This is a genomic window from Kiritimatiellia bacterium, from assembly GCA_025054615.1.
GTDB lineage: Bacteria > Verrucomicrobiota > Kiritimatiellia > CAIVKH01 > CAIVKH01 > JANWZO01.
Genome location: JANWZO010000005.1, coordinates 80,642 through 99,157, shown reverse-complemented (window position 1 = coordinate 99,157; position 18,516 = coordinate 80,642). Strand labels below are relative to the sequence as shown.

Below are 18,516 nucleotides of genomic sequence, written 5' to 3'. Positions count from 1 at the left end.
CTCCTAGCCGCGGTATAGACCGTGTTCGCGAATATACCGTTCGACGGCGTCCGGCACAAGAAATCGGATCGACCGACGGCGGGACACCCGGTTGCGGATGTCGGTCGATGAGATTTCAATGTGGTGCCCCGCGACAATATTCGCTGCGAGCCTCGCGGGCCACGGCTCGGGCAGCCGCAGGGATTGGCTGTTCAATTCGCCGACGGTCAGGCCCGGGCGCCCGACCGTGACGATTTCTGCCAACTGGAGTACCGCACCGATTTCTCGCCACGTGTGGAGCTCAAACAGGGTATCCGCCCCGATAATGAAATACAAATCGGTGTCTGGCAGTCGCTCGCGGAAGCGGCGAAGGGTCTCGACGGTGAAGGAGACGCCGCCGCGGTCGATCTCTTCGGAGGAGACCTCGAAGCGCTCGTCGCTGCCGATCGCCAGGCGCAACATGGCCAGTCGGTCGGCGGCCGGTGCGAGGATCTCCGCGTGCTTGTGAGGAGGATGGGCCGCGGGCAAGAAGATCACCCGGTCGAGGCCCATCTGGTCCATGGCATCCTGAGCAGCGATGAGGTGGCCGAGATGGACGGGATTGAACGAGCCGCCGAAAAGGCCGATCCGCTGATTGCGGGACATCAGGGCTCCCTCCCCCTAGCCGGCGCGATGCGCGCTCGCGTTGCTAAACAGCTCCTCATTGGTCTGCGCGTTGACAATCGTGAATTCCTCCACGTGCATAGCCGGGCTGGACACGAACGTGAGACGGCCATGATAACGCTCCTCGAGCGCGACCAGCAGTTCCTCATCCTCGCTCCGCAGTCGCTCGAGCACCAGCGGGTGGATCGTGATCTTCAGGTTGAGGGGATTTTCGGCGCTGGGTTTGTGCCGGCGCATCACTTCGGCAATCCGTCGCTGAATTTCGACGCTCATGGTCAGGGCGGATTTCACCTTCCCACGGCCCTCGCAGTAGGGACAGTTCATATAGGTCGTCGCGCGGACGCTCTCCTCCTGTCGCTGGCGGGTCATTTCCATTAGCCCGAGCTGTGAAAGCGGAAGGACATTGGTCCGCGCCTTGTCGTTTTTTAGGGCGTCCTTGACCATCCGATAGATCTGGTTCTGATGCTTGCGCGATTTCATGTCGATGAAGTCAATCACGACAAGCCCGCCGATGTTGCGGAGGCGGAGCTGTCGGGCGACCTCCTCGGCGGCCTCCTGGTTGACCTCGAAAATCGCGTCATCCTGGTTTTGGGCGCCCTTGTGACGGCCCGTGTTGACATCGATGGCGACCAACGCCTCGGTCTCGTCGATGATGAGGTAGCCGCCGCTCTTGAGCCAGACCTTCCGGCTAAAGGCGTTTTCGAGCTGCCGTTCCACATCGAAATGCTCAAAGATCGGAGCTTCGCCCTCGTAAAGTTGAACCCGCGTGCGGGCGCGACGTCCGTATTTTGCGAGTACGGCCCGGACACGGTCGTATTCCTCGCGCGAATCGATGACGATGCGATCGACATCTTCCGTGAGAGAGTCGCGGACGGTCCGCTCGATGAGGTCCGGCTCCTGATAAAGCCTGCACGGCGCTGGCTTGTTCTTGATGCCGTCTTCAATATCCCGCCAGATTTCGGACAGTGCGCGAACATCGCGGACGAAGGAGACGGCCCGCGCGCCCTCGCCCGCGGTGCGGACGATGAGGCCATTGCCACCGGGCGCAGGGAGCCGCGCGAGAATCCGCTTCAGCCGCTCCCGTTCCTTCTCGTCCTCAATCTTCCGGGAAACCCCCTTCAGAGAGGTGCCCGGCATCATCACGAGATAACGGCCCGGAATGCTGAGATTTGCCGTCACGCGGGGGCCCTTTGTGCCGATGGCGCCCTTGGTGACCTGCACAACGATTTCCGAACCGATGGGGAACAGTTTCGCCATCTCGCCTGGCGCATACTTCTTCCGTTTGGCGGGCCGCTTGCTGTCCACGCCCTCCTCTGCCTCAAGTCGCGAGGCGTCGTCCGGAAACATGTCCCAGTAGTGGATGAAGGCGTTTTTCTTGAGTCCGATATCCACAAAGGCGGCCTGGAGACCGTCCTCGAGGTTCTGAATGCGCCCCTTGAAGATGCTGCCCACGATGCGATCCTGGCCCGTGCGCTCGATGAAAAAATCTTCGAGCTTGCCCTCAATGAGGACCGCGACCCGAGTCTCCAGGCTCTCCGCATTGATGATGATCTCCTTTTTGATCTTCCGCCGGAACAGGCGTTTGAGGAATCCCCATAAGAACATGTACACGTCTCCTTTCAGCGCCGGACGCGGCGCACATAGATGCTTTGCGCGAGGCCGAGGCCGGCCGTCGCGGTAATCATGAACGATCCCCCGTAGCTCACGAGCGGTAGCGGCAGGCCCGTAATGGGCATGAGGCCAACAGTCATCGCCAGGTTGACAAAGATGTGGCAGAACAACAGTGTGGCGACTCCCGTCGCAATCAGCCGCCCCAGCTTGTCGCGGGAGGCGATGCCCGCGCGGACAACCCCACCGAGGAGGATCGCATACAGGGTCAGCAGCGTCACGCTGCCGACAAACCCGGTTTCCTCCGCAATCACGGAGAAAATGAAATCGGTCGGAGCGACAGTGCGGGGCAGGAAGCCCAGCACGTTTTGCGTCCCCATCAAATATCCCTTGCCGAACAATCCACCAGAGCCGACGGCGATGCTCGACTGGATGCTGTTCCAGCCGGAGCCGAGAGGGTCTCGGCTCGGGTCGAGAAAAACAAGGATTCGCTCCCGCTGGTAATCGGACAACAAAAACCAGCCGGGCACCGCGGTGACCGCGCCAAGAAAGACAAGCACGATGGCATAACGGATCGGCATTCCGCCGACAAACAGCATGGCCAGAAACATCGGGGCGAACGTCAGGGCGGTCCCCAGATCCGGCTGACGCATAACCAGCGCCATCGGCACGGCGACGATTAATGCAGCCAGCGCAATCACCTGAGGCCTAGCGAAATTCCGGCCAGGCTCGGCCAAATACCGCGCAAGGAGGAGAATCGAGGCTATTTTGGCGAATTCGGAAGGCTGCAAATAGATGCCGAAGACGTTGAGCCAGCGCGTCGCGCCGTACATGGTGCGCCCGAAGCCGAGGACGAGCGCCAGCAGGAGCAGCGATGCGCCATACAAAACCGGCGCCACCGCAGCGACGCGCCGATAGTCGGCAGCGGCCAGCGCGAGCATCACGCCCATACCAAGCACCACCCAGACCAGTTGACGCAGCGTCATGGCAGTGACCTGCATGTCGTCCTGGCGGTACGAGGCACTGTAGATGAACAAAATGCCGATGACCGCCAAGGCCGCTGCAGCGGCGAGCGCCAGCCACTCCATGCGTTTCCAGGCGAGAATGAGCGGATACAAGTTCACGTCAGCCTTGACCCTCCGAGTCATTTGCCGCCAGCAATCCCTCAAGAAGGAGCCTCATCCGCGGAGCCGCCGTTTCCCCGCCAGAAATCCCCTCGTCGACAACGATCGATATCGCGTACCGCGGCGCATCGAACGGCGCATACGCCACCATCCACGCATGACGCCGTCGATCTTCCTTGCGGCCGAATTCCGCTGTCCCAGTCTTCCCAGCGACCGTCACGCCCGAGATCGCGACGCGCCGTGCGGTGCCGCGTTCGCCATGCACCACATCCCGCATGCCCAGCCTCACCGCTTCGAGCACGGCAGCGTGCCAGTTCATCTCGCGGACCAGCACGGGCGAGTTCATCGCGAAAGAATCGGCGCCGAAGTCGCGAATGCCTCGGACGAGCCTCGGGCGATAGAGCCGGCCGCCGTTTGCGATAAGCATGGTGACTTGCGCCATCTGCAGCGGCGTGACCACGATGGCGCCCTGGCCAATCGCCACGTTGCAAGTATCCCCATCGCGCCAGGCGTCCCTCTGCGTGCGCCGTTTCCATTCGTCGTTGGGAACCAGTCCCGCCACTTCGAAATCGAGTTCGACTCCGGTCCGCGATCCAAGGCCCATCCGGGACGCCATCTCGTGAATGCGCGCGATTCCTGCCGCCAAACCCATCTCGAAGAAATAGACATTGCACGACTGCTCGATCGCCTGTCGGAGGTTCAGCACCCCGTGGCCCGGATGGAACCAGCAGCGGAATGTGGTCCGGCCCAACTGGAACGACCCCGAGCAGGTGTGGATGTCGCCGAGATGGCTGCGCCCGCTTTCCAGAGCCGCCAGCGCGGTGACCAGCTTGAACGTGCTGCCCGGCGCGTAGCCGCCGGCCACCGCGCGGTTCAGCAGAGGCGTTTTGGGGTCCTGGTTGAGCTGCCGCCATCGCGTCGGAGGAATGGACGGCACAAATTCGTTCGGATCGAACGCGGGACGGCTGGCCATAGCGAGGATGTCTCCGTTCCGGGGATCCAGCACGACAACCGCGCCTGGATCCTCGCCAAGCGCCTGCTCGGCAAGTCCCTGCACGCGCATGTCCAACGTCAACATCACGTCGCGACCCGGCCGCGGATCCCGCTGCCCAAAGTCGTAGCGGCGATAGCCGGTGACATCGACGCGGACCAGCCGCCCGCCTGCTTCGCCGCGCAGCAGGGGATCCAACGTTTTTTCCAGACCGCTCCGGCCGGCTACCTCCGGCAGGTAATAGTGGAAAGGCTCCTCGCCGTCATCTGAGGAGGCATCCGCGCGGCCGACATAGCCGAGCACATGCGCGGCCCTCGAGCCGAAGGGATAGACGCGGGTGCTGTCCGCCTGGATGTCAACGCCCGGAATGCGGCCTGCCAGCTCGGCAAATCGAGCCATCGCGGCCTCATCGAGGTCGCGCCAGGCATGCAGCGGTAAGGGCAGTTGCTTGCGGATGTGGTTCCGAATCTCGGTCCGCGATAGTCGGGGCGGGGAACCAACAATCGGCGAAAGAGTCCGCAGCAACTCTTCCACCGCATCGATGGTGCGGTCCCATGAACCAGGTTTCCGCAGCTCTTCGAGATAGATGGAAAGCGTGTAGCTAGGCCGATTATCCGCCACCGCCCGGCCGTGCCGGTCAAACAGCCGACCGCGAACCCCGGGCAGGCGCACGCGCCGGATGCTCTGTCGGAACTGATCCTGTTCATACATCGGGCCGCGATGGATCTGGATCTGCCAGAAGCGACCCGCCAGCACGAGAAAAAGGGCGATCATTACGGCGAACAGCGCGCGCAAGCGCAGCACCTCGTCATTCCATGGATTCTCGCGCGCCATCAGTCCGACTCGGATTCCGCAAGGCCCAACGTGTCATCCAGGCCCTCCATCGCCTGGAAAACCAGCGGGCCGAAGACCCCGCCCAAAACCACCGATCCGACGAGCCGGAGCACAACCGCGTAGGGCTGCGGCTCGATCAACCCATCCTTCAACAGCATCAAAAACGCAAATGCCGTCGTGGCGGCATTCACCGCAGCGGCAACAGCCGCATGCGTGGTCCAATGCCGGACCGCCAAGCTCGCCCGCCAACGCTCAATGGCCAGACTCGAGACGGCGTAAGCGAAGCTGGTCGTGCCCAGCGGGACCTGGCTCAGACTGTCCTCCACCAAACCCGCCAGCAGGGCGACCTCCATCAAATGGACGCGCGAGCGGACCAGCGAAAAATAAACGACCACGCCGGCCAGCAGCGGGGCGGGCGCCCATCCCGTCCACACGGACGTCGGCAGCGCGGCCTGCAACAATGCGGCCACTACGAGCGAAAACAGGATAGCCACCTGATTCATCGCGCCACTCCCTCATCGGCCCGAATGTAGGGCGCTCCCGGCGAAACCATCCTGACAACAAAGACATATTCGAGTGTTCCGATATCTGCCTTCGAGATAACGTCGGCGTATTGATAAAGCCCCGATCGGTCCACGGCGACCCGATCGACATACCCGATCAACAACCCTCTCGGGAAAACACCACCCAACCCGGAAGTAATCACCTCGTCGCCGGGCCGGATTGGGATATTTTTGTTGATGAATTCCATTCGACACACCACGGAGCCGTCCCATTGAGGCCCCCGCCCCGACACGATGCCAAACGAACCGGTCCTCAAAACCTGGCCCGCCACCCGACAGGTTGGGTCAGAAATCAGGAGAACCTCGGCCGAGCGTTCCGCGACTGAAACCACGCGCCCGACCAGCCCGTCCACGGAAATGACGGCCATGTTCGTCTCGACACCCTGCGACCGGCCCTTGTTGATGCGGAAGGTCTGCCACCAACCGTCCCGGCCGCGGGCGATCACCTCCGCAGGAATGAGATCACCTTGCGCCCGGCTGGTGAATCCGAGTACCGCTCGGAGTTGTTCGTTTTCCCGCTCGAGGGATCGGAGGTTGCGCACCTCGCCCAGAAGCCTCGCAATTTCGGTGGCCATGCGCTGGTTCTCGGCCGCCAATCCGCCCAGGCCGCGAACCGTGTCCCAGCCGGCCCGCAACCGGCGAATCGTTTCGGCCACCGATTCCTGCAAGGGCGCCATAGCGGATCGCACCGCGTTTTTCACCCCACTACCGACGGCTGGCGGGAGATTGAGGAGCGCCGCGAGTAGGACGGCTAGGGCCGCCCAGACCATGACGCGCGATTGCCTCATGGGCAACCGACTCCGATTCGATCGAGTTCTTGCCGCTCATGCATCGCCGGACCCGTTACACCACCGCCCGGCGACGAGACAGATTAGGCGCTAATACACCTTATCGGAACGGGCGACCTTCCGGAGGAAATTCAATTCATTGAGGACAATGCCCGTTCCTTCGGCTACAGCGCTCAGCGGGTCATCCGCCACATGGACGGGCAACCCGGTTTGTTCGGCGATCAATTTGTCCAGCCCCCGCAGGAGCGAGCCGCCTCCAGCAAGCACCATGCCCCGGTCCACCAGATCGGCGGACAGTTCCGGCGGGCACCGCTCCAGCGTAAAACGAACCGCCTCGACGATCGCGGAGACCGGCTCCTGAAGCGCCTCTCGGACTTCCTCCGAAGTCAGCGTAAGCGTTTTTGGCAGCCCGGCGACCAAATCGCGACCTTTAACTTCCATCGACATTTCTTCTTCCAATGGATAGGCCGAGCCGATCGCGATTTTGATTTCCTCGGCTGTTCGCTCGCCAATGAGCAGGTTGTATACGCGCTTGATGTACTGGATGATCGCCTCATCCATCTCGTCGCCGCCGACGCGGACGCTTCGGCTGAACACGATCCCCGCGAGGGAAATCAGCGCCACTTCCGTGGTACCCCCCCCGATGTCGACAATCATGTTGCCGGCTGGCTCTTGCACGGGCAGGCCCACGCCGATCGCCGCCGCCATCGGCTCTTCGATCAAAAAAACTTCGCGCGCGCCGGCATGCATTGCCGAATCTTTGACCGCGCGCTTCTCCACCTCTGTGATGCCGCTCGGCACGGCCACGATCACCCGAGGCCGCACCAATTTGCGGCGATTGTGCACTTTGCGGATGAAGTACCGCAACATGGCCTCCGTAATCTCAAAGTCGGCAATCACGCCGGCCTTGAGTGGCCGGATGGCCACGATGCTGCCGGGGGTCCGGCCCAGCATCCGCTTTGCTTCTTCGCCCACCGCCAACACCCGCCGCGTACCCGCCTGAATCGCGACAACAGACGGCTCCCGCAGCACGATTCCGCGATCCTTGACGTACACCAAGGTGTTGGCAGTGCCTAAATCGATCCCGATATCGTTCGAAAAGAGTCCGAGGAGGCTATTCAGCATGAGAGGCTGGGTTTGACGCAACCATTTCACGGATAGTGAGGGACGCCGATTCGCTCCGTCAAGACCGAAAGAGCCACCGACCTAACGCTCCTCCCACCCCTTCCCTGTTGTCGCGCCATCTTTTCGCCCCCATCCAATCTAATAATCGATCGTAAATGAATAGCTTTATCGAGCTCGACATCTTCTTTCTGGCAACATCGTTCTGTATCGATTAAGCTCGAGGTGCTATGTTCGTATACTTATTCGTGCTGATGGGGGCGATCGCATGGGTTGGCGAAGTGATGGCCGACTCCGTTCGCATCGTTCATTCTCCGCCCAATCCCTCCATCCATGACCCCATCACGATCGAAATTCATGGTGCTAAGCAAGGGGCGATCCTCCACTGGGGAGTGAATGCCGTTGGTACCCTCTGGGAAGAGGCGATCCCGGCCCATCGTCCGCCAGGGTCCGAGCAGCACGGCGTGGCCACCAGGACCCGAATGTCCGGACCGGATGAAAAGGGCGTCCTGCGAGCCGTACTGGGGCCGTTCAATAACACCGGCCAACTGGTCCGCGCACTCAATTTTGCCATTCACTGGGACGATGGATCCTGGTCCAATAAAGACGAGAAAAATTTCAACATCCCGGTGTCGTTCGGTCGAATCGCCGTTGATCCTTTGGAGCCGACAATCAATGACCGGATCATCGTGAAAGTCTTCCGCAGCAAGCCGGGGGGATTCCTTCGATGGGGCGTCAACGCGGAAAACGACATGTGGCAGCCGCCGATTCGCGCCTACTGGCCGTCCGGCTCCTTTCCGACCCGTGACGGCCTCGCACTCGACACCCCTCTGAGCCGTCCGGATTCCAACGGCGTTTCGATCGCCGTGCTCGGCCCATTCAACCGGCCGGAACAGGTCATCCACACCCTGCACATGGCCGCCCACTGGGGCGACGAATGGGACACCGATGCGGGCCGCAACTACAACATCGCGATTTCGTTTGAAGTTGGAGCGGATGACCCCGAGGTGAAAATCATCGCGCCGGAACCGGACCAGGTGGTAGTGGAAGCGCCGGAGGTGGCGCTGCGCGCGAAGCGCGCCGACCGGGTCGAGCTACGTCTAAATGGGAATGTCATCGCCTCTTCCACCCGAACGCCGCTCGAGCTGAAGATCCCATTCGAAACGCTCGAGTTCGGGCGGCACCTGCTGACGGCCTCCGCGGAGCGCGCGGGACGGGTGTCGCTCCACGAGATCGCATTTTGGAAGCTGCCCCCTCACCGGATCGAACCGATTCCTCCCGGAACGCCGTGGGGAGCAACCATCCACGGGGATGGAACGGCGACCTTCGCCCTGCATGCGCCGGGCAAGAGGTTCGTCTCTCTCGTGGGCGACTTCAACGGGTGGGATCTTTTTGCCGACATGATGAACTACTCGCCCGACGGCACGTGGTGGGTGCGCCGGCCGATTTCAAATGGCGTATGGCGCTATCAATATGCGATCGAGGGCCGCCGCCTGCTCGCCGACCCCTATGCGCGGGAAATCGTGTGGACGAACGCAGCGGGACAAAAATGTTATCAACCGTGGAACGCCCGCGCCGTGTTGAGAGTCGGCGACGAAGCCTTTGTCTGGACCGTCACGAACCGTATCCGACCGCCGTTGGACCAGTTGGCGATCTACGAACTTCACCTCATGGATATGCAGCCCGGCGGCGGATTTACCGGCTTGATCTCGCGGCTGGATTACATCCGAGACCTCGGGTTCAATGCGCTAAAAATCATGCCATGGACGGCTGTGCCGGGCACCGACAGTTGGGGCTACAATCCTGCCTTTCACTTCGCGGTTGAGCCGACCTACGGATCACCGCGCGACCTCAAACGGCTGATCGATGAGGCGCACCGACGGGGAATCGCGGTGATCCAGGACGCCGTATACAACCACATGGACCGGAGTAGCCCCCTGTTCCAACTCTACGGCCATGACTACGCCGCAAGTCCCTATTTCCGGGAATATCGAGGGGAGAATTGGGGCTTTCCCGACATCGACCAGCGCTCGCGCGCCGTTCGCCGCTATATGCAGGATGCGATCGCGTTCTGGCTGCGTGAGTACCGCATCGATGGGATTCGCTTCGACGCAACACGCTTCGTCGAGTGGGAGGGCTACAACGACTGGGGAGCTGGTTGGTTCGCGTATGTCGGACGAAAAACGGATCCCGACGCGTGGATGATCGCCGAGCATATGCCCTCCGACCCTGCGCTGGTCAACCAGACGGAGATGGATACGACGTGGGGGGATTACTTTATGTGGAACCTAAGGAGGATGGTGTTGGACGCCACGCTCGACCGCGCAGCCTTCGCCGACCTGATGGTGCCCATGCGGATCGGCTTCACGAGCGCGTTGCAGCGCATCGCGTATGTGGAGAGTCACGATGAGGAACGCATCATGCGAGGGTTGCTCGCCCGAGGCTATTCCAGATCCGAGGCGCGTCGCCGCGCGGAACTCGCCTATGCAATGATGGTGTTGGCGCCCGGACCGATGATGGCCTATGCCGGACAGGAGCATGGAGAAGACACGCCCAAAATCGTCGGCCCGAATCCCATCCGTTGGGACCGCACCCGAGGGATCTTTGCGGGTGAAAATCGCCAGCTCTTTCGCGCAGTTCGCGAGCTGACCCGGCTGCGGACCACCCATCCTGCGCTGCGGGGCGAGTGGGTCTCGATCCACGAAGGCCTTCCCGAGGGCATCGCCGCTGTGGATCGCACGGGAGCCGGCGGTTCCGTGCTGGCTGTCGGCAATTTCAGCCGTGCTCCGCAGTCGGCGCTGATTCGGCTCCCCGTCCCAGGTCCCTGGCGGCCGGTCTTGGAAGGACGCGAGTGGACACTGCGCGAAAATGGACTTGTGGTGAGGCTCCAACCCGGGGAGGTCGCCGTATTCGCGACAGGAAGCGAAGAACTGGCGAGCCGATAAAACGCGCGACGGCGTTGGCGCTGCGTATCAGGCAATCTCGGGCGAGCCGAATGCAACAAACGCGCTGACCGGCGCGACCTCAATCCGGCCGCCGCTGCATCTCCGAAGTGGCCGCGTGCCCGCGCGCTCTCCATCCACAACGACGGACCATCGCGCCAGAGGGAGGTTGACCCCAACAGGTTCGCGATTCGCGTTATAAACCACCACGACATGGCGGTGGTCACCCACGATCAAGAACGCGACCGTCCCTGCCGGCGCCCCTGGCAGAAACGTCAACCGCCGACGAATCTCTTCGGCAGAGTCGAGGCGGAATTCCGGCGTCGCCCTGCGCAAAGCGATCAGTCCGCGGTAATAGGCGACCAGATCCGAGAATTTTTCCTTGCGGCGCCAGTCCAGCGCGTTGATGGAATCCGGCTTGTTGTAGCTGTTCTCCACCCCGCGTTTGGAGCGCGCGAACTCTTCACCGGCGTGTAGGAACGCGATGCCCTGTGAGGTCAGGACAATCGCCGCCGCCAGCTTGTTCATGCGGAGCCGGAGCGAGACGGGGGCACGCTTCTCCGACAAGCTAAGCCGGTCCCACAACGTATGATTGTCGTGGCAGGAATCATAAGTCACACACCGCCACGGTTCCCCGGCCCAGGGGCCGCGCCAATCATCGCCCGGCGGATATTCAACCTGCGGGTGTCGGACCTGCGCGATCACTCCGGCCTTGATGGCTTCCTCCAGTCCCGATTCACCCTGCACGAATCCTTTCCTGGTAAGATCCATCACCGGGCCCTTAATCGCGTCGCGGATGTTGTCATTGAAGGCCGCGATCCGATCCAACTTGCGAATGTTGGTCTTCATGGCCCGCTTTTCCCAAGGGAGTGGCGTATCGCCACCGGTCCAGCCCTCGCCGTAAAGCAGGATGGAGGGGTCGATCGCATCCAACGCGCGCCGAGCGGCTCTCATCGTGTCCAGATCGTGAAGCCCCATGAGGTCGAATCGGAAGCCATCGACGTGGTATTCGGCGGCCCAATAACAGAGTGAGTCGATGATCATCTTCCGCACCATCGAACGGTCTGACGCGATTTCGTTTCCGCAACCCGATCCATTCGAAAAACCGCCGTCTGCCGTTTGGCGGTGGTAGTAGCCGGGCACAATCTTGTGAAAATGCGATTCCCCGCCAAAGAACGTGTGGTTGTAAACCACATCCATCACCACGCGCAATCCGGCGCGGTGGAAAGCGAGCACGAGCTGCTTGAACTCACGAATTCGGACCGCCCCGTCGAATGGGTTCGTGGAATACGATCCCTCCGGCACGTTGTAGTTTAGAGGGTCATAACCCCAATTGTACTGCCGCTTGCCCGTGCGGGTCTCATCGACACTCGCAAAGTCAAAGACAGGCAGCAAATGGACATGGGTCACACCCATCTGTCGAAGATGGTCAAGTCCGGCGCTAAACGGCAACCCGCGCTCCGTCAGGCCGAGAAATTTTCCCGCCCATCTGGCGCCGGCTGAAGGGTGGATTGTCGCATCCCGGACGTGCAGCTCGTAGATGATTGCATCCGTCGGACGGCGGAACGGTGGCTTGCGGTCGCGCGCCCAGCCCGGCGGGTGGGTCGCCGCGAGGTTCACAATCATGCCTCGCTGCCCATTCGCCCCGACCGCCCTGGCATAGGGGTCGACGGCTTCGCGAGTCTCGGCGCCGTGGCGCACGCGATAGGTATAATAAACTCCGGCCCAATCCCCCTCCACCTCCCGCACCCATGTTCCCTTTTCGGCCCGCCGCATCGGCCACATGCCGACAACCGGTCCGCCCAGCCCTTCGCGGTACAAAACAAGGTGAATCTCATCCGCCAGTGGCGCCCAAAGCCGAAATCGCGTGCGGGACTTGGACCAAATTGCGCCAAGGTCTGCGCCGTCATAGTGATAGCGCCTTCGAAAGGATGCAGAACCGAAGTCCATGGATGGATCAGTGCGCCGTGATCATACAGCCGTTTTAGGGCTGCGCCACAAGCGTTTTCCAATTCCCGCTCGGACGGGCAAATGGTAATGGAGCGCGCCATTTCCTTCGCAAGATTTGAGGATGAATCGCGGGCCGGATTTTTGGTAGGCTAAAGCTGATGAGTGCCCCCCTGCTCGTGATTGGCCACAAAAATCCGGACACGGATGCCATCTGCGCAGCCATCGGATATGCATGGTTTCTCGCGGAGCACAACCGGCTCGCTGCGGAGGCGGCCTGTTGCGGCGAGATCAATGCTCGGACGCAATGCGCCCTGCAGGAGGCGGGTCTTCCGCCGCCGCGCCTGGTGATGGACGTGCGCCCTACAATCGCCGATATCGCGCAAAAGGACGTCATCTCGGCGCAAACCGACGAACCGCTGTACACCGTGTATCGGCGGATGCTGCAGAGGCGCATCCGTGTGATGCCCGTGCTGGATGCCGAAAAAAACCTTCGCGGCCTGATCTCGTTCCCGCGGCTCATGGAGCTGGTGCTTCCGGAAGACCGCCCCGATGCCGACTCCCGAGAGGTCGAGACAAGCCTGCGCAGGCTCACTGAGGTGCTCGGCGGCTCCCTCATCCTTGGCATCGATGCCGATGCGCCGCAGACATTTCTGATGATGGTCGCCGCGATGAGCGCTCGCGGCTTCACGGAGCGGATGAAAAAATTCCCGCCCGGCCGATGCCTGATCGTGACCGGCGACCGACCGACCATCCAGACGCATGCCATCGAATACGGCGTCCGGGCGATTGTCGTCACAGGCGGCTATTCCATGGCGGACGAACTGCTGGAGAACGCGCGCGAGCGGGGGGTCAGCGTCGTCTACAGCCCGCACGACACCGCCACCACGACCTTGTTGATCCGCAGCGCGAAATCCATACGGCCCGCCATCGAGACGGAATTCGCGCGCATTCCGGCGAATGCGCGCGTCGACAGCGTCGCCCGCGAGGTGTCGGCGGCCGCGCAGGACCTGTTTCCGGTCATGGACGACGAGGGCCGGCTTGTCGGCGTCTTCTCGAAGTCGGACCTCGTGAACCCGCCGAGGGCCCGCTTGATTCTTGTGGACCACAACGAACTAAGTCAGGCGGTGACCGGAGCGGACCAGGCGGAGATTCTCGAGGTGATCGATCACCACCGGCTCGGCGGAGGGTTGACGTCCCGCGAGCCAATCCGATTCATCAACGAACCGGTCGGCTCCACCTGCACGATCATCGGCAAATTTTTGATGCATCGCAACGCTCCGCCCCCGCGTCCAATGGCTCTCTGCCTCGCCGCGGGCATCATATCCGACACCCTCCTGCTGCGATCGCCGACGTCGACCCATGCCGACCGCACCGTGCTCGACTGGCTCGCCGAGGCCGCAGCCTTCGACCCGCGGGCGTTTGCGGAAAAACTGTTTGCGGCCGGGTCCGTGCTCGAACTCAAAACCCCCGACGAAGCCGTCGCGATGGATTGCAAGGAATATGCCGAGATGGGCTGGCGTTTCGCCGTCGCGCAGATCGAGGAACTCGACCTCGCCCATTTTGCCGAGCATCGTCGGGGCTTGCAGGCCGCACTAGCGAAAATGGCCACCGACCGCAACCTTCACTTTGCGGCGCTGATGGTGACGGACATCACGCACCAGAACAGCCTCCTGCTGGTGGCCGGGGATCCGCGGGTCAAGGACGCTATCGATTATCCGGAGCTTTCTGACGGCCTCTTTCAACTGGACGGCGTCGTGAGCCGCAAGAAGCAGCTCCTGCCTCACATCATGCTCGTTCTCTCGCGCCTCGGCACTGCGCAACCGGCATGAACCGGACCCCGCATTCCCCCTCGCAAGGTTGGGCAGGTTCGATTCCGGCGATTTCGCCTACCTGAGAAATTCGACTTTCGCGCTGAGTTCCGGCGTAAGGAATCGGTCGGGATTTTGGATCTGGACCTTGATCTGCAAGGTGCCCTTGGACCGGTTCGCCTCGGGCGCGATCTCGGCAACGAAGCCGTCGTACACCTTTTCGGGATAGGCCTCGGGACTGATCCGGCATCGCTGGTTGAGGTAAACCTTGGGCGTATCGACCTCATTGAGGTCAATTTCCACCTGCAGGTCGTTGAGGTCGGCCATTGCGAGGAACGCGGTGCTGGGACCTCGGCTTCCGCCGAAATTCACCGGTGTGACGAGCTCATTCGGACTCACCAGTTTCTCCAGGATCACGCCGTCAATGGGGGCACGGATTGTGCACCACGACAAATATAGGCGCGCTAGTTCTAGTGACGCCCTTGCCGAACGAAGCTCTGCTTCGGCGAGCCGGCTGGCGCGGCGGGCGGCATCCAGCTCCTCCTCGCTCGAGGCATCTCCGCTGCGGAGCTGCTCGGCACGACGCAACTGGGCGCGCGCGAATTCCAGTTCTGCCTCGGCGCGCGCTGCGCGCGCCTCGGCCTCTTCAACCCGCAGGCGGTACTCCTCCTCCTCCAGTTTCACAAGGACGTCGCCCTTGCGGACCACGTCGCCTTTCTTGACACCGATCCATGCGACGGTTCCCTGGAACCGCGGGCTAATTTCAATTCGCTCGCGGGGAATGACGTAGCCGCTGACGGTGAGGACCACATCTCTCTCCTCCTCGTTTGCAGGGGCCGATTCGATCGCGCGCACGGCTGCAGGGGTGGGCTTCGGACTTGCGGTTTGACGAGTGGCCCACCAAACCGCCACGCCGACAGCGAAAAAAAGCACGATCGCAATCAGCAGGACGCGCGGACCGCGGCGCGCCGCCCGTTTCTTTTCCGGGGGTATGGCCAGTTTGGAAAGTGTATCCGAATTCATGGTCTCCTCACCGTCATGATTTCAACGCTTCGAGCACCGGTTTCCGGGCCGCGACCCGGGCAGGTAGCAGGCCGCCCAGCACGCCCATCACCGCGGCGAACGCCATCCCCTGCCCAAGCAGATCGGGAGTGATGCGGAATTCGAAGGCGACCTCGGAAAACGTCGTCCAACTGAACGCCCCCGTCGCGACGCCGTTGAGCGGCATGGAGAGCAGGCATCCGAGCAGGCCGCCGATGGACGCCAGCACGATCGATTCGAGAAGGAACGACGCATAAATGGCCCGCCGCCGAAAGCCGAGTACGCGCAGTGTGCCAATTTCTCTCGCGCGCGCCCCCACCGCGGCATACATCGTGTTCATCGCCGAAAAAGCGGCGCCGATGCTCATGATCACCGCAAGGAACCCGCCCATGAACTGGATGGGACCCGCGGTCTTGGTCTGCTCCCGGTAGTAGTCTGTCTCCCAAAGGACTCGGGTGTTGAGGGTTCGATCGGACTCGATCCGCCGTATGAGGCGCTCCGCAGCTTTCAGATCTGTGGGTCGGATCAACGCCGACCCGTAAAAATTGCGGTTGAACGCATCACGGACCTCATCCGCACCGGCCCATATTTCGGATTCGTATGCGCTTTTGCCGGCCTCGAAGATGCCAACCACGGTCCATTCCGCCTTGCCCGCGCGGAAGCGCTCGCCGATCCGACAGTTTGCGAACCGGTCCACGAGCCGCCGGCTCACGATGCATTCAAAACGGCCCGATTGGAACATTCGACCCTCGGTGAGCACCACGTTCGTTCGGAGCGCCAGACCCATCTCATTCATGCCGCGCATGACGACATTGCCTCCGACCTCGGCGCCCAAACGATTGAGGTAAATGAGGACGATAATCTCCGGCGAGAACAGGGGGCGGCCCTTCGCGTCGCGCGCAATTCCGTCGAGGTATTTCATGCGGATGATGTCCTCGCGCATGATCTGGCTGCTGGACTCGGCCGTCGATCCCCGCCGCAGCACCAAAAGATTCATCGGGTGGCCAGTCTGGATGTATGTCGATTTCAGCCCGCGCGCGAGCGCCATGACCATGATGAACACCGCCACAACCAAGGCCACTCCGAGAATCGTGGCGACGGTTGTTCGCCATCGCACGCGGAGATTCCGCAAATTGTAGCTAAGAGGAATGGCGGTCATGAAAGGCAATTCCCGAAGCGCATCAATCGAGCTCCTTGAGACCGGCGACCACGGAAGTGCGGATGGCGGCGCGCGCCGGCGCGACGCAACTGATCACCCCGAGCGCCCCTGCGATCAACAGGCCGGAGACGAGAATATGCGGCGTGACTTCAAATTTGATGAAAAAGCCGCGCGTGATTGTGTAGATGTCGATGTTCGAATAAAGCGCCCACGCGCCGACGCATCCGAGAAGTCCCCCTGCCATCGCCAGACCGAACGACTCCGCGAGAATAAAGCCAAACAGGTGGCGGCCATTAAACCCCAGCGCCTTGAGCACCGCGATTTCGCGGATCCGCTCGCGGATGGCCATGCTCATCGTGCTGGCCGTGACCAAAATGATGGTGAACACAATGACCGTTGAGATCGAACCGATCAGCATGCGAATGTTCCCGAACATTGAAATGAAGCCCAACTGAAAGGCGCGCTCAGTTTCCGTCTTCGTTTCCGCCTCGCTGTTGCGGAATGACTGATCGATCGCATCGATCACTGACTGCACGACATCGGGGCTTCGCACGCGAATCCAGAACGTACCGGTAATGCCAAGCCGACCCATGAGTTCGTCAAAATAGTCGTGGTGGAACATTAGGTTGGTTTCGTCGATACCGCCCCTGTACACCGCGCGAATAACCAGCTCGGGATTGCAATCCCAAATGGTCCCTCGGAGCGTGATGCGATCTCCCAGCTTCCATCCGAAGCGCTCCATCGTCTTGATGCCGACGACCGCCGCGTTGCGCTCGCGCAAAAAAGCATCGAGCTGAAGGGGGTCGACCTTTGCCTCGGTGAAGACCTTGAAGATGGATTCCGGGTCCACGGCGAATTGTGGAAAGAAGTTCCGCTCGTCCTGATAGATGCCTCCGAACCATGTGAACTTGGTCACCGCTTCAACCCCGTCGATCTGCCGAATGCGGTGGAGGTAGCGCTCCGGCAGCACATTAGCGAGGGAGACGCGGTGACGGGTGATCACGCGGAGGGCGGACTGATCGCTTTCCGCAGGGTTGGTCATCTCCCGCAGCGCGGTTTGCAGGGTGGTGAACAGAAACAGGCTGACCGCGACGCTTAGCACCGTAAGCAACGCGCGCCGCTTGTTGCGGATCGCATTTCGAACGACAAATCCGGCTGCGGTCATCGGCGCACCTCCTCGTCTCGCAGCAATTCGCCCTTCTCCAGGTGCAACACACGACGCGCGTGGGCCGCCGCCTTTGGATCGTGCGTGACCATGATGATCGTTTTGCCCGCCCGCTGATTAAGAAATTCCAACAGCGCGAGGACCTCCGCGGCGGATTTGGCGTCGAGATTGCCCGTGGGCTCATCGGCTACAATCAACACTGGATCTGTGACAATCGCCCTTGCGATCGCGACGCGCTGTTCCTGGCCGCCGGACAACTGCCTCGGCAGGTGGTGCAGGCGGTCTTTCAACCCTACCAGTTCAAGGGCCGCCTCCGCATGCGCGCGGCGTTCGTCCGCCGAAAGACCGGTCAGGAGCAGGGGAAGCTCGACGTTTTCGAGCGCGGTGAGCACGGGGATGAGATTGAAGGTCTGAAAGACGAATCCGATATGGCTGTTGCGCCATTCCGCCAACTCGGTCTCTGTCAACGAGGAGACATCCACGCCCTCGACCCTGCAGGAACCGGACGTGGGGCGGTCGATGCCCGCGATCAGGTGCAGCAACGTGCTTTTTCCCGAACCGCTTGGCCCCATCAGGGCGACGAATTCACCGGACTCGATATCCAGCGAAACGCCGCGAAGCGCCACAATATCGATCTCACCCTGCTGATAGACTTTTGTGAGATCCCGAATCTGGACTATCGGAGCCACGACAGGGCTTTCGGTCAGAAGCTCAAGAGCTTACTTCAATAGAGATGGCCTCTCCAGCGGATACATGTTCTCGACATTGCCGACGGTTTG

Annotated in this window: 14 protein-coding genes; 2 read left to right on the top strand and 12 right to left on the bottom strand. The window is 61.7% G+C overall.

Features of this window, described 5'->3' with window-relative positions:
• Positions 1 to 3: 3 nt before the first annotated feature.
• The 7 genes from nadD to NZ740_03715 all read right to left on the bottom strand — a co-directional run bounded on the left by nadD (position 4) and on the right by NZ740_03715 (position 7,675).
• Positions 4 to 624, bottom strand: coding sequence for a nicotinate-nucleotide adenylyltransferase (nadD, locus tag NZ740_03745; protein MCS6771119.1), 621 nt, complete (start codon positions 622 to 624; stop codon positions 4 to 6).
• Between the two features lie 15 nt (positions 625 to 639).
• Positions 640 to 2,247: an Rne/Rng family ribonuclease gene (locus NZ740_03740; protein ID MCS6771118.1), complete on the bottom strand. Its 1,608-nt coding sequence runs from the start codon at positions 2,245 to 2,247 to the stop codon at positions 640 to 642.
• A gap of 14 nt (positions 2,248 to 2,261) precedes the next feature.
• Entirely contained in the window at positions 2,262 to 3,374 is a 1,113-nt protein-coding gene (gene rodA, locus NZ740_03735; GenBank protein MCS6771117.1) for a rod shape-determining protein RodA, read from the bottom strand.
• Position 3,375: 1 nt separating this feature from the next.
• The gene (gene mrdA, locus NZ740_03730) at positions 3,376 to 5,199 is read right to left on the bottom strand and encodes a penicillin-binding protein 2 (GenBank protein MCS6771116.1); all 1,824 of its coding nucleotides are present in this window, start codon (positions 5,197 to 5,199) and stop codon (positions 3,376 to 3,378) included.
• Positions 5,199 to 5,702, bottom strand: a complete 504-nt coding sequence (gene mreD, locus NZ740_03725) for a rod shape-determining protein MreD (protein ID MCS6771115.1) — start codon at positions 5,700 to 5,702, stop codon at positions 5,199 to 5,201. The genes mrdA and mreD overlap by 1 nt, the downstream gene beginning before the upstream one ends.
• A complete protein-coding gene (mreC, locus tag NZ740_03720) occupies positions 5,699 to 6,550 on the bottom strand; it encodes a rod shape-determining protein MreC (protein MCS6771114.1) in 852 nt (283 codons plus the stop codon). The genes mreD and mreC overlap by 4 nt, the downstream gene beginning before the upstream one ends.
• 90 nt (positions 6,551 to 6,640) lie before the next feature.
• Positions 6,641 to 7,675, bottom strand: coding sequence for a rod shape-determining protein (locus NZ740_03715; GenBank protein ID MCS6771113.1), 1,035 nt, complete (start codon positions 7,673 to 7,675; stop codon positions 6,641 to 6,643).
• A 227-nt stretch (positions 7,676 to 7,902) separates the two neighbouring features.
• Between NZ740_03715 and NZ740_03710 the strand changes: the two genes are divergently transcribed.
• Positions 7,903 to 10,617: an alpha-amylase family glycosyl hydrolase gene (locus tag NZ740_03710; GenBank protein ID MCS6771112.1), complete on the top strand. Its 2,715-nt coding sequence runs from the start codon at positions 7,903 to 7,905 to the stop codon at positions 10,615 to 10,617.
• A gap of 27 nt (positions 10,618 to 10,644) precedes the next feature.
• Here the strand turns inward: NZ740_03710 and pulA are convergent, their stop codons facing one another.
• Positions 10,645 to 12,564 (bottom strand): type I pullulanase, encoded by a 1,920-nt coding sequence (pulA, locus tag NZ740_03705; protein MCS6771111.1) that lies wholly within the window; start codon positions 12,562 to 12,564, stop codon positions 10,645 to 10,647.
• Between the two features lie 158 nt (positions 12,565 to 12,722).
• Here pulA and NZ740_03700 point away from each other — a divergent pair, with 158 nt between their 5' ends.
• Positions 12,723 to 14,393 (top strand): putative manganese-dependent inorganic diphosphatase, encoded by a 1,671-nt coding sequence (locus NZ740_03700; GenBank protein MCS6771110.1) that lies wholly within the window; start codon positions 12,723 to 12,725, stop codon positions 14,391 to 14,393.
• Positions 14,394 to 14,450: 57 nt separating this feature from the next.
• Here the strand turns inward: NZ740_03700 and NZ740_03695 are convergent, their stop codons facing one another.
• The 4 genes from NZ740_03695 to NZ740_03680 all read right to left on the bottom strand — a co-directional run bounded on the left by NZ740_03695 (position 14,451) and on the right by NZ740_03680 (position 18,426).
• Entirely contained in the window at positions 14,451 to 15,395 is a 945-nt protein-coding gene (locus tag NZ740_03695) for an efflux RND transporter periplasmic adaptor subunit (GenBank protein MCS6771109.1), read from the bottom strand.
• A 13-nt stretch (positions 15,396 to 15,408) separates the two neighbouring features.
• Entirely contained in the window at positions 15,409 to 16,530 is a 1,122-nt protein-coding gene (locus NZ740_03690) for an ABC transporter permease (protein ID MCS6771108.1), read from the bottom strand.
• Positions 16,531 to 16,594: 64 nt separating this feature from the next.
• Complete coding sequence (locus NZ740_03685; GenBank protein MCS6771107.1) at positions 16,595 to 17,737, bottom strand: FtsX-like permease family protein; 1,143 nt, start codon at positions 17,735 to 17,737, stop codon at positions 16,595 to 16,597.
• Entirely contained in the window at positions 17,734 to 18,426 is a 693-nt protein-coding gene (locus tag NZ740_03680) for an ABC transporter ATP-binding protein (GenBank protein ID MCS6771106.1), read from the bottom strand. Before NZ740_03680 ends, NZ740_03685 begins: the two co-directional genes overlap by 4 nt.
• Positions 18,427 to 18,516: the final 90 nt, after the last annotated feature.